The organism is Variovorax sp. J2P1-31 (assembly GCF_030317215.1).
GTDB lineage: Bacteria > Pseudomonadota > Gammaproteobacteria > Burkholderiales > Burkholderiaceae_C > Variovorax.
Genome location: NZ_JASZYA010000006.1, coordinates 32,218 through 43,722, shown reverse-complemented (window position 1 = coordinate 43,722; position 11,505 = coordinate 32,218). Strand labels below are relative to the sequence as shown.

The window sequence follows — 11,505 nt, the reverse complement described above, 5'->3', positions numbered from 1 at the left end:
CGCATCGCCCCGCCAATAGAGAATGCGGCGCGCTGCGATCTCGAAATCAGCTGGATGGGCCGCGGTCCTCGCGCCCCACGGCGCTCACCAGGGCGTCGGCAAAGCGCAGCACGCGCGCCGGCGCGTCGGGTCGCCAGAGCGCGAGCACCTCGGTCGTGCAGGCGGCGTCTTCCAGCGCCAGCACGCACACGCCCTCGGGCGCCTGCCGGCCCATCGAGGCCGGCACCACGGCCACGCCCAGGCCGCCCTGCACCAGCGCCAGTTGCGCCCACTTGCGCGAACGCACCGGAGCCGCCGCGGGCTGGAAGCCGGCCGCTGCACACAGCTCGGCCACCCGGTGGCTCAGGCCGCCGCGTTCGCGGTGCGGCAGCGCGACGAAGCGCTGGTCGCGCAGTTCCGCCAGCGCGATCCGCGCGCGGCCCGCAAGCGCATGGGCGGCCGGCACGAGCGCCACCAGTGGCTCCTCGTACAGCACGGCATGGCGCACGCCCTCGTAGCGCCGCAGGATGGGCGCGCGCGCCAGGCCGATGTCGGCGCGGCCCTCGTGCACCTCGAGCGCCTGGCTCTCCGACGAGGCCTGCGCCACCTCGATCGTGATCGACGGGTTCTGCGCGGCATAGTGCTGCAGCAAGGCGAGCAGGGGGGCTTCGAGCGGGACCGAACTCGAGTGCAGCAGCTGCAAGGTGCCCTGGGTCCCGCGCTGCGCATGCGCCGCGTTGGCCGCCGCGGTTTCGAGCGCCGCGAGGATGCGCCGCGCATCGGCATAGAGCGACTGGCCCGCGGGCGTCATGGCCAGCTTGCGCGTGTCGCGCAGCAGCAGCGGCACCTGCAGCTCGCGCTCCATCTCGCGCACCTGCCGGCTCAGCGCGGACTGCGCGACGAACAGCCGCTCGGCCGCGAGGCTGAAGCCGCCCGCATCGACGATCTCCACGAAGTAGCGCAATTGCCGATGGGTGAGCATGGCGGGATTCTGGCATTCGGACATGCCGGTCCGGGCGCAGGGTCAGGCGCCGATCGCCTCCGGCGCCAAGGACTTCAGCGCCGTGCCCGCATCCGCCAGCCGCCCCGCATCCACCTGCCAGCCCTCCGCCACCATCCGCTTTGCCAGCATGAAGTCCTGCGGCCGGTTCACCGCATGCACCGCGATCACGCGCTGCTCGCGCAGGTAGAAGGCGCAGAAGGCATCGGGGTCGTCGACTTCGCGCACCACGCATTGCGTGTGCCCGTCGGCCAGGCCGACCATCTGCAGCTTGAGGTCGAACTGCTCCGACCAGAACCACGGCACGCTGTGGTGCGGCGTGGGCTGGCCGCACAGCGTGAGGGCCGCGGTGCGTGCCTGTTCGGTGGCGGACGGCACCGACTCCAGCCGCATCGAGCGTCCGAAGTGCCCGTTGAAATGGTTCGCGCAATCGCCGATCGCGAGGATGTGCGGATCGGCCGTCCGCGCATGCGCGTCGACCACGATGCCGTTGTCCACCTCCAGGCCCGCGGCTTCGGCCAGCGCCGTGTTCGGCAGCAGGCCGATGCCGACCAGCACCAGGTCGCAGGCGAGGGCGCTGCCGTCCTGCAGGCGCACACAGGTCACGGTGTCGCCACCTTCGAGCGCCTCGATGCCGACGCCGATGCGCAGGTCGATGCCGCGGCGCCGGTGCGCGGCCTCGAGGAAGGACGAGAGTGCAGGGCCGACCGAGCGGGCCAGCACGCGTGGCTGCGCTTCGACCACCTGCACCCGCAAGCCCCGCTTGCACGCCGAGGCCGCGGCCTCGAGCCCGATGTAGCCCGCGCCGATGACCACCAGCCGGCGTCCTTCGACGAGTTCGGCCCGCAGCCGGTGCGCATCGTCCAGCGTGCGGATCATGTGCACGTTGGGCCGGTCGGCGTGGGGCAAGGGCAGGGGCCGCGGGCGCCCGCCGGTGGCCAGCACCAGGTGGCCGTAGGCCAGGCGCGTGCCGTCGGACAGCTGCAGTTCGCGGCGCGCGCGGTCGATGGCGGTGGCCGCGACGCCGGTGCGACACTCGATGGCCTGTGCTTCGTAGAACGTGGACCGGCGCAGCAGCAGCGAGTCGCCGGTGACTTCGCCGGTGAGGCCGGCCTTGGACAGCGGCGGACGGCGGTAAGGCAGGTGCGGCTCGTCGCCCACCAGCGTGACGCTGCCCGCGTACCGGTTCTGGCGCAGCGCGGCCGCCAGGTCGGCGCCCGCCTGACCGGCACCGACGATCACGACGTCGCGCGACACGAGGGAAGAACTCATCGTCGGCGCTCCGGGCTCACAGCGACTGGCGGATGAAGTCGAAGATCTGCCGCTCGATCGCGGCCCAGGCCGGGTACCAGGCCTCGGGCGCGATGTCGACCAGCGTGGCGGTGTGGCCGAACTTGAGGCAGCAGCCCGCGCCGGCCGGCGTCACCGCCACCACGCCCTCGTAGTCGGTCAGCGGGAACGCTCCGGTGTCGACCAGCGCGTAGCGGTAGAAGCGGTCGGCCGCGCGGTATTCCACGAGCCGCTCGAGGATGGGCGGCGCGCCCTCGGGCGGATGCACGCGGCGCAGTGCGCCCGGCCGCGGCGCGGTGCCGCCCGGGTATTCGGCCCGCACGAAGAAGCCGCCCGCGGTCAGGCGCGGGAAGCCCTCCCAGCTGACGAAGTCCCATACCTTGTCGGCAGGCGCATCGAAGCGCGCCGCGATCTCGAAACTGGCCATGACTGCCGCGCCTCAGACGATCGGGCCGGTGGCGAAGAAGTCCGCCTCCACGCGCCAGGTGTCGGCGCAGCGGCGCCACACCGCCGTGTAGCGGAACTGGACTTCGGCGCCGCCGCCCTGCGGCGTCAGGTAGGAATTCGAGATCTCGTAGGCCATGTTGCCGTCGGCGCGGATGAAGTGCGGTTCCTGCCGGGCCCGCGAGAAGCCCTGGAAGAAACCGCCGAACAGTGCCGCGATGGCCGCATGGCCGACCACCGCCGGCGCGTCGGGGGCCGACACCACGGGCTGCATCGATTCGGGCACGTAGTACTCGGCCACCAGCTTCGCGGCGTCGGCGGCGGCGAAGTTCCGCTCGAAGCGGTCGCTTTGCGCCTGGATGGTCTTCCTGATCTCTTCCAGGGTGTGGGTATCGCTCATGACGGGCATTCCTTGGGCTTCGGTGTTCAACGGATGAAGTCGCGCGAGGGGTGGGCGCGCGGGTAGTCGCGCAGGAACTGGTAGTACCTGGCCAGCGCGGTATCGGCCTTGGTCAGGTAGCCGACCTTGTGGTGGATGGTGTCGAGGATGGGCTTGTCCTCGGCGGCGGTGCGCGCGAGCAGGAACTTGCCGGCGTCGAGGCGTTCGCGCACGGTCATGCCGGCCTCCAGTTCGACGTTGCGCACCAGCACCGAGATGTAGACGTAGTGCGTGCCCGGCTTGGGCATCGAGAAGCCCGCGCAGATGCCCAGCCACCAGCCGTCGACGCCGCCCTGCTGGAAGAAGGTGCTGGTGCCGTAGATGCCGGCCTCCCAAGAGATCTCCTGGTTCTCGCGGTGCAGCGCCTCGAACTTCATGCGCAGGCCCCACTTCTCCCAGCTGATCGCGTCCATCGGGTCGCCGCTCTTGAACTGGAAGCCGTGCACCACCGAGATGTGCTGCGTGTCGGGCGTGTTCGACGCGAAGATCCACGGGTCGCAGTGGTACTTCTCGGACACGATGGCCTCGTAGGCCAGGTCGCTGTCGGGGAAGTCGAACTGCACCAGGTCGAACAGCGGCTCGTAGCCGTTGAAGGCGTAGATGATGCCGAAGCGCTCGATCACCGGGAAGGTGTAGAGGCAGGCCTTGGGCGGCGGCGGCAGGCCCGCGCCGGTCTTCACGCACATGCCGTTCTCGTCGTACTCCCATTGATGGAAGGCGCACTGGATGCGGTTCTCGATCACGCGGCCCACGGCCAGGTCGGCGCCGATGTGCGGGCAGTAGGCGCTCTGCACGCGCGCCACGCCGTCCTCGCCGCGGTAGATCACGACGCGGCCGTCGAGAAAGTCGCGGCCGACGATCTGGCCCACGCCGACTTCGCTCGACAGCGCGATCGGGAACCACGATTGGCTGAACAGGCCGTTCTCGCCTTCGGGCGGCACGGGCTTGCCGCTGAAGCGCTCGCGCTCGGCCAGCGGGATCGGCTCGCGCCGGAGCGGCTTGTGGATCTGGATCGGGGCTTCTTCGATCATCGTGACTTCTCCTGGTGGGTGATGCCGCGGGAAGTGCGGCGGACGGATGCATTGCAGCAAAGGCCAGCGCTGCGCACCATCGACCCAAAAGGGGTAGGGGAAGACCCGCGTCACGGAAGAAGCACCGCCCGATGCGGTGCGGCGCCCCGCGGCGACTCAGAGCAGGCCGAGTTCGCGCGCGCGCGTCAGCGCCTGCGAGCGCGCGCCGGTGTCGAGCTTCTCGTAGAGGTGCTTGCGGTGCGTCTTCACCGTGCCCTCGGCGATCGTCAGGCGCCGCGCGATCTCCTTGCTCGACAGGCCTTCCGACAGGCAATGGAGGATGTCGGTCTCGCGGTCGGTCAGCAGCAGCCGCGCGCCGGTGAGCGGCCGGCGGCGTGCCGGGGCGGCTGCGCTCGTGGCGGCCGTGGCCGCCCTGCGCGTGTACTCGAGCGCACGCTGGAGCACCGGCGCCTCCACGCTGATCGAGTGCGTGCGCAGGTAGTCGACGAGCTCGTGCACCAGCTCGGCGTTGTCGAGGAAGGGCCGCCGCAGGCCGGTGCGCTGTGCTTCGTCGACGCTGTGCGTGAGCCAGCGCGAGGCGTCGCGGTAGCGCCGGCCGCGCAGCGCGACGCAAGCCTCGAACAGCGCGCCTTCGAGGGCCGACGCGCCGTCGCGCACATGCACCAGCGATTCGCGAAAGGCCGCGAGCGCGGCGCCTGCATCCTCGAAGCGAAGCCGCGCGATCGCGATGCGCACCTTCTCGAGCCACAGCGGTGCAAGCACGCGGGCGCCGCTGGACCGTGCCCGCGCCGGCAGGCCCGCGCCGGCCATCAACGCGAAGCCGTGATCGCAGGCCTGCTCGGCCGCCGCCAGCTGGCCGCGCCGCGTCTCGCGCTGGGCGCGGGCGGTCTGCACGGCCGCGCGCAGCCGGACCATGTCGCGTCGTTCGGCCAGGTCCTCGAAGTCCTGCAGCACGCGATCCTGCTGCGCGTTGTCGCCGTGCTGCAGGCTCCAGGCCAGGGCCAGCTGCAGCAGCCGGGCATAGGGCTCGAACCAGGCATGCAGAGGATAGAGGTCGTCGATCCAGTCCGCGCCGTCGGGCAAGGCATCGCGCCCGGCCATCCAGCCGGCGTGGGCCATCAACAGCCGGGTCATGCGGTGCTGGGGGCTTGGCTCGCCGAACAGCGAAGCCGTCAGTTGCAGCGTGCGGCCATAGACGGGCGCGGCCTCGCCCACGCGGCCCTGGCCGTGCAGCGCCAATGCGTACTGCAGCTGGCCGTAGAACTCCACATAGGCGCTCTTCTCCGCTTCGGCGCCGATGATCGATGCGCGCGCCGCCGACGCGGCGCGGTCGTAGAGGCCGGCGTTGTTGAGCATCGCGGCCTGCACGGTGTCGCGGCTGGGCAGCAGCAGCGGTTCGTCCTCGCCCGAGTCCTCGCGCAGCGCGGCCAGCGCGTCGAGCCATGACTCGTCGAAGGGCGCATCGCGGTAGGTCGCGATCACCGCCTCCACCGCCACGATGTCGCCGCGCAGGGCATCGGCCTGCGGCTGCTGTTTCAGATGGGCCAGCGCCGTGGCGGCCGCATCGATGCGCCCGGTCTGCGCCTGCCAGTAGATGCGCGCCAGCGCCGCCTTGGGGAAGCGTGTGGGCTGCTCGACCGAGGGCGCGCCGTCCAGCGCGTTCAGGCCCTCGCGCCAGCTGATGCGCCAGCCGCCGCAGACCTCGTTGATCTGGGCCTCGAACACCGCGTCGCCGGTGGCCGCGGCGTGGCGCAGCGCCTCGCGCGGATGGCCGGTGCCGGCGAAGTACTGCGCCGCGCGGCGGTGCAGCGCATGGTGCATGGCCGGCGCATGGGCGCGCAGCCGGCGCTTGAGGAAGCGCCGGAAGACCGGGTGGAGCACGATGCGGTCCCAGTCGCTTTCGCCCTCGAGCACGGGCAGGCCGGTGTCGACCAGTGCCATCAGCCGGGGCCACATCGCGCCGAGCCGCGCGGCCTCGAGCACGCCGGGTTCGATCACGCCGAAGACCGCGCATTGCATCAGCACCTGCACGTCGGCGGCCGGCAGCGGATCGAGCAGCTCGTGCTGCATGTAGTCGGCATAGGCGTCGACCGTGTGGTCGAGCATGGCGTCGAGCCCGACCTGCGCCGCGGCGCCCTGCCAGCCCTGCGTGCTGATGCACAGCACCGGCCAGCCCTGCGTGGTGGCCCACCAGCGCGCGGCCGCTTCGGCGCCGGCATGGTGCACCGTGGCGATCTCGTCGGCCGACAGCGCGAGCTCGGCCGCGCGCAGCACGTCCACCGGCACACGGCCGCGCAGGCGTTCGAGCGGCAGCGCGCGCCCGTTGCGGCAGGCCAGCACCACGCGGCGCTGCGCCGCGGCCTCCAGCACGATGCGGCCGACCAGCAGCAGCACGGCGGGCGGCGGCGGCGTGCCGTCGAGGTCGATGAGCAAGGGCGTGGCCGCAGCCTGCGAGGCGGCCAGCGCGCCCAGCGCGACGTCGGTGGCGCTCTCCGCATCGAGCGAAGGCGGCACGGCATCGATGTCGAACAGGCGGCAGAAGGAGCGCAGCGCCTGCCCCAGCGTCACGGCGCCGTGCAGGCGCCAGATGCGGGCCGGCTGCCCCGTGTCAGTGCATCGGCCCAACGCGAGCGCCAGTCGATCGAGCAGCCAGCTCTTGCCATGGCCGCAGGGCGCGTGCAGTACGCACAGGCCGCGGGATTCTTCCTTCGCAAGCAGCCGGGCCAGCAGTGCAGGGCGGTCGAGCGTGTGGCGGGGCTCCGATGCGGGGTGGCGCATTGCGTTCATGGGTTCTTCTTCTTTCATCGTGCGACGCGCTCGTCGGTCGCCTGGGGGTGGCGCTGTTTTTAGCAACTTGCACGCCAGGGCGTGACAGGTCAGACCCTAGCCTCCGGATCGCCGCGCCTACCCCTTTACGGGAGAGTGCCCGGCGCGCGATGCACTCCTAAGCTGAGGCCATCGACAGCGCACCCGCATCCCGTTGGCGCGCCATGTCGAACGCATCGAATCCTGGAGATTGCAATGACCTATCGCGTGTTGATGGTGCTGACATCACACAAGCTGCTGGCCGACGGCGAGACGGCCGCGGGCAGCTGGCTCGAAGAATTGGCCGGTCCGTACAAGGTGTTCACCGCCGCCGGCTGCGCCGTCGACTTCGCATCGATCAAGGGCGGCCAGGCGCCGATCGATCCGGCCAGCCTGGAAGCGCCGTGGCTGTCGGATGCGGGCCGTGCCGTGCTGGACAACGCCAGGGTGATGGCGCAGCTGGCGCAGACGCCGGCGCTGCCGTCCTTCGATGCGGCGGCCTATGACGCGGTCTTCCTGGTGGGCGGCGCCGCGGTGATGTGGGACTTCCCCACCGACCCCGCACTGGGCCGCCTGCTGCAGCAGATGGGCCGCCAGGGCCGCGTCACGGCGGCCGTGTGCCATGGTGTCGCCGGCTTCCTCAACCCCGGCGCGGCCGGACTCGTCGCGGGCAAGCACATCACCTGCATCAGCGATGCCGAGGACCGCCTGGCCGGCTACGACGCGCTCGTGCCCTTCATGCCCGAAGCGCCCCTGCGCAGCGCCGGCGCCCGGCTGTCGTTCGCGGCGCAGCCCTTCGGCGGCCATGCCGTCAGCGACGGCCTGGTGATCACCGGCCAGAACCCGGCCTCGGCCGCGCGCTGCGCCGAGCTCGTGGTCGAGCGCATGAAGAAGACGGCCCGCGCCTGATCGCGAAGGTCCCCGACGATCCATGACGACGATATTTGTCATCGATGCCGACGGGCATCGCCGCGCGCTCGCGGCCGTCGAAGGCGCTTCGCTGATGGAGCTGCTGCGCGACGAGGGCGCGGTCGAGGCCGTGTGCGGCGGGGGCGCCTCCTGCGGCACCTGCGCGGTGCGCATCGAGGCTCCCGGGTGCGAGGCGCTGGCACCGCCCGGCGCCGACGAGCGACTGCTGCTGGACGGCCTGCAGAGCGTGGGCGGTTTCGGCGCCGGCCTTCGGTTGAGCTGCCAGATCCCCTGCACCCCGGCGCTGGACCAGGTGGTGCTGCACCTGGTGCCGGCCTTCTGACACCGGCCCTCGACGCGCCCGCCGGGCGTCCCCATTCCAAACCACACCACGAGAGAGAGAACGTCATGCCTTTGCATAGGATTCCGCGCGCCCGCAGGCCGCTGCCCCTGTCCATCGCCGTGCTGGCCCTGAGCGCGGGCGGCGGCGCGTCCGCCGGCAGCTTCCAGACCGAGGACGGCGTCGACGTGCGCTGGTCGCTGTCGACCTCGGTCGGCACCAGCATCCGCACCCGTGACGCCGACCCGGCGCTGGTCTCGACCGGCAACGGCGGCTTGTCCGGCATCCAGAACGACAACGGCAACCTCAACTTCCGAAAGGGCCGGCCCTTCTCGACCGTGGGCAACGTGCTGGGCGACGTCAACGTCAGCAAGGACGGCTTCGGCGTCTTCCTGCGCGGCAAGGCCTGGTACGACCAGCGCCTCGAGAGGCAGGGCGTGGCCCACGGCAGCTACGCGAACGGCTACGTCGCCGGCGCGCGGCTGGACGACAGCCAGTTCGAGCGGCTCTCGCGCTTCTCGGGCGTCGCGCTGCTCGATGCCTACGTGTTCGGCGAGTTCCAGCTGCCGAGCCAGCGCGCGCTGTCGGTGCGTTTGGGCAACCAGGTGGTGAACTGGGGCGAGAGCCTGTTCGTGCCCGGCATCAACCAGTACAACGCCTTCGACCTCACGGCCGCGCATCGCCCGGGCGCCCAGGTCAAGGAGATCCTGCTGCCGGTGCCGCAGGCCTTCGCCAGCCTGCAGCTCAGCGACAACGCCAGCGTCGAGGCCTTCTACCAGTTCAAGTGGCGCAAGTCGGTGCTCGACGGTTGCGGCACCTTCTGGTCGGCGGCCAACCTGGTGAACTGCGCGCCCGACGGCACGCTGGTCGGCGCCGGCCCCTACAGCGATGCGCAGATGTACCACGGCGTGCCGGCCCTGGGCGGCGCCAACTTCCGCATGACGCTGGCACCCGAGCGCCAGCAGCGCGACAGCGGCCAGTTCGGCGTGGCCGGGCGCTACCGGGCCGAGGCCCTCGGCACCGACTTCGGCCTGTACCACGCGCAGTACCGCGTGCGCACGCCCTTCCTCAGCGCGATGCTGGTGCCGAGCACCACGCCGGGCTCGGTCTGGAGCATGACCATTCCCGGCGCCTCGCGCGCCATGCAGTCGATGCTCGACTACGGTGCCGAGCGCACCAAGGTCACGGGCCTGAGCTTCTCGACGGTGGTGAAGGGTGTGTCGGTGTTCGGCGAGATCAGCCGCACCACCGGCCTGCCGGCACAGATCAACGGCACCGACCTGCTCAACGGCGTGGTCGCGGGCGTGGGCCCGCAGGCCGCGCTGGCCGGCCGGGCGGCCGGCAGCTATGTGCGCGGCTACGACCTCAAGTCGAAGACGCAGGCGCAGGTCTCGGCGCTGCAGATCGTGCCGCGCGTGCTCGGCGCGGAAAGCCTCACGCTGATCGGCGAGGTGGCGGTGCAGCAGTGGTCGGGCATCGGCGACGCGGCCGGTGGCGCGCGCTACGGCCGGGCCTTCGTCTACGGCTCGGGTCCGGTGTCGATCCCCGGCGTGGGCGAGATCTGCGGCACGCTCAACGCCAACCCGGCCTATTGCGAGAACAAGGGCTTCGCCACCCGCAACGCCTGGGGTATCCGCCTGCTGGCCGAGGCCAGCTACTCGAACGTGTTCGCGGGCGTGAACGTGAAGCCGCGCCTGTTCTTCTCGCGCGACCTCAAGGGCTGGTCGGCCGACGGGCTGTTCTCGCAGGGCCGCATGGCCATCGCGCCGGGCGTGCGCTTCGAGTACGGCAACCGCTACTACGCCGACCTGAGCTGGACCCGCTTCTCGCGCGCCAAGTACGACGAATTCCACGACCGCGACTTCGTGTCGGTGGTCGCGGGCATGAGCTTCTGACGACGAACCCCCGAGTGGAGAACACGACGATGAACCATCACCTCAAGCGCGGCCTGGCCGCGGCCCTTCTGCTGGCCGCCTGCGCCGTCCAGGCGCAGGACCTGCAACGCCTCGGCAAGGACCTGACACCGGTGGGCGCCGAGAAGGCCGGCAACGCCGACGGCTCGATCCCGGCCTGGAGCGGCGGCCTGACCCAGCCGCCCGCGGGCTTCGACCGCAGCAAGGGCTACGCCGATCCCTATGCCGGCGAGAAGCCGCTCTATGTGGTGACCGCCGCCAACGCGGCGCAGTACGCCGCGCTGCTGTCGCCCGGCCAGCTGGAGATGCTCAAGCGCTACCCCGACAGCTACAAGCTGCGCGTGTTTCCCACGCACCGCAGCGCGGCGCACCCCGACTGGTACCCCGAGGTCGTCAAGCGCGATGCGGCCAAGGCCAGGCTGGCCGAGAACGGCGGCGTGCAGAACGTGGCCGGCGCGCCCACGGTGCCGTTCCCGATCCCCACGCTCGGCGTGCAGGTGATCGAGAACCACAAGCTGCGCTACCGCGTGGACTCGGTGCAGATGAACGTGTCGGTGGGCGCGGTCCAGGCCAACGGGGCCTTCACGCCGATCCGCTGGAACTACGAGCTGGACTTCGCGGGCCGCATGCCCGACGCCGAGCCGAACCGGATCTTCTATTTCAAGCAGCAGACCCTGAGCCCCAGCAATGCCGCGGGCGAATCCACGCTGATGTGGGAGACCATCGACACCACGCAGGAGCCGCGCTCGGTCTGGACCTACAACCCCGGGCAGCGCCGCGTGCTGCGCGCGCCCGATGTCGGCTACGACTCGCCCTATTTCAACGTCGACGGGCTGGCGACCATCGACGACAGCGACATGTTCGCGGGCGCGACCGACCGCTACGAATGGAAGCTGGTGGGCAAGAAGGAGATGCTGATCTCCTACAACAACTACGCGCTGGCCTCCAAGCAGCTCAAGTACGCGGACGTGATCAAGGCCGGCCACATCAACCAGGACCTGACGCGCTACGAGAAGCACCGCGTGTGGGTGGTCGAGGCCACGCTCAAGCCCGGCGCGCGCCACATCTACGGCAAGCGCGTGTTCTACGTCGACGAGGACACCTGGCAGGTGGCGCACGTCGACCAGTACGACATGCGCGGCGGCCTGTGGCGCGTGCACGAAGGCCATGCGATCCACTACTACGACCTGCCCGGCACCTGGTATGCGCTGGACACCCAGTACGACCTGCAGGCGCGCCGCTACTTCTTCTCCTACCTCGGCAACGAGGACAAGGTGGCGACCTTCAACAAGCCCAAGTCGCGCGCGAACTATTCGCCCGACAGCCTGCGCCGCGTGAACTGAGAAAGGCCGAGC

10 protein-coding genes are annotated in these 11,505 nt (G+C 70.9%); 4 read left to right on the top strand and 6 right to left on the bottom strand.

Going from position 1 to position 11,505, the window contains the following annotated elements:
• Window positions 1-46 precede the first annotated feature (46 nt).
• The 6 genes from QTI20_RS29710 to QTI20_RS29685 form a co-directional block, all read right to left on the bottom strand.
• Window positions 47-961 carry a LysR family transcriptional regulator gene (locus QTI20_RS29710; RefSeq protein ID WP_286555986.1) on the bottom strand — a complete coding sequence of 305 codons (915 nt, stop codon included), beginning with the start codon at window positions 959-961 and terminating at the stop codon, window positions 47-49.
• 42 nt (window positions 962-1,003) lie between these two features.
• Complete coding sequence (locus QTI20_RS29705; RefSeq protein WP_286555984.1) at window positions 1,004-2,251, bottom strand: NAD(P)/FAD-dependent oxidoreductase; 1,248 nt, start codon at window positions 2,249-2,251, stop codon at window positions 1,004-1,006.
• Window positions 2,252-2,267: 16 nt separating this feature from the next.
• Window positions 2,268-2,696, bottom strand: a complete 429-nt coding sequence (locus QTI20_RS29700; RefSeq protein WP_286555981.1) for an SRPBCC family protein — start codon at window positions 2,694-2,696, stop codon at window positions 2,268-2,270.
• A 12-nt stretch (window positions 2,697-2,708) separates the two neighbouring features.
• A complete protein-coding gene (locus QTI20_RS29695; RefSeq protein WP_286555980.1) occupies window positions 2,709-3,113 on the bottom strand; it encodes a YybH family protein in 405 nt (134 codons plus the stop codon).
• Between the two features lie 26 nt (window positions 3,114-3,139).
• A complete protein-coding gene (locus QTI20_RS29690) occupies window positions 3,140-4,183 on the bottom strand; it encodes a Rieske 2Fe-2S domain-containing protein (RefSeq protein ID WP_286555978.1) in 1,044 nt (347 codons plus the stop codon).
• Between the two features lie 156 nt (window positions 4,184-4,339).
• Window positions 4,340-6,970, bottom strand: a complete 2,631-nt coding sequence (locus QTI20_RS29685; protein WP_286555976.1) for a LuxR C-terminal-related transcriptional regulator — start codon at window positions 6,968-6,970, stop codon at window positions 4,340-4,342.
• 234 nt (window positions 6,971-7,204) lie between these two features.
• On the opposite strand from QTI20_RS29685, the gene QTI20_RS29680 reads away from it, so the two are divergent.
• From QTI20_RS29680 to QTI20_RS29665, 4 genes are all read left to right on the top strand, one after another.
• Entirely contained in the window at window positions 7,205-7,897 is a 693-nt protein-coding gene (locus QTI20_RS29680; protein ID WP_286555974.1) for a type 1 glutamine amidotransferase domain-containing protein, read from the top strand.
• 22 nt (window positions 7,898-7,919) lie between these two features.
• Window positions 7,920-8,240, top strand: a complete 321-nt coding sequence (locus QTI20_RS29675; protein WP_286555973.1) for a 2Fe-2S iron-sulfur cluster-binding protein — start codon at window positions 7,920-7,922, stop codon at window positions 8,238-8,240.
• Between the two features lie 65 nt (window positions 8,241-8,305).
• Window positions 8,306-10,132: a DUF1302 domain-containing protein gene (locus QTI20_RS29670; protein ID WP_286555972.1), complete on the top strand. Its 1,827-nt coding sequence runs from the start codon at window positions 8,306-8,308 to the stop codon at window positions 10,130-10,132.
• A 29-nt stretch (window positions 10,133-10,161) separates the two neighbouring features.
• Window positions 10,162-11,493, top strand: a complete 1,332-nt coding sequence (locus tag QTI20_RS29665) for a DUF1329 domain-containing protein (protein ID WP_286555971.1) — start codon at window positions 10,162-10,164, stop codon at window positions 11,491-11,493.
• Window positions 11,494-11,505: the final 12 nt, after the last annotated feature.

Excerpts from the sequence above, each read along its gene's own strand:
- QTI20_RS29710 (WP_286555986.1), bottom strand. The coding sequence starts at position 961 with ATGCTCACCCATCGGCAATTGCGCTACTTCGTGGAGATCGTCGATGCG.
- QTI20_RS29705 (WP_286555984.1), bottom strand. The coding sequence starts at position 2,251 with ATGAGTTCTTCCCTCGTGTCGCGCGACGTCGTGATCGTCGGTGCCGGT.
- QTI20_RS29700 (WP_286555981.1), bottom strand. The coding sequence starts at position 2,696 with ATGGCCAGTTTCGAGATCGCGGCGCGCTTCGATGCGCCTGCCGACAAG.
- QTI20_RS29695 (WP_286555980.1), bottom strand. The coding sequence starts at position 3,113 with ATGAGCGATACCCACACCCTGGAAGAGATCAGGAAGACCATCCAGGCG.
- QTI20_RS29690 (WP_286555978.1), bottom strand. The coding sequence starts at position 4,183 with ATGATCGAAGAAGCCCCGATCCAGATCCACAAGCCGCTCCGGCGCGAG.
- QTI20_RS29685 (WP_286555976.1), bottom strand. The coding sequence starts at position 6,970 with ATGAACGCAATGCGCCACCCCGCATCGGAGCCCCGCCACACGCTCGAC.
- QTI20_RS29680 (WP_286555974.1), top strand. The coding sequence starts at position 7,205 with ATGACCTATCGCGTGTTGATGGTGCTGACATCACACAAGCTGCTGGCC.
- QTI20_RS29675 (WP_286555973.1), top strand. The coding sequence starts at position 7,920 with ATGACGACGATATTTGTCATCGATGCCGACGGGCATCGCCGCGCGCTC.
- QTI20_RS29670 (WP_286555972.1), top strand. The coding sequence starts at position 8,306 with ATGCCTTTGCATAGGATTCCGCGCGCCCGCAGGCCGCTGCCCCTGTCC.
- QTI20_RS29665 (WP_286555971.1), top strand. The coding sequence starts at position 10,162 with ATGAACCATCACCTCAAGCGCGGCCTGGCCGCGGCCCTTCTGCTGGCC.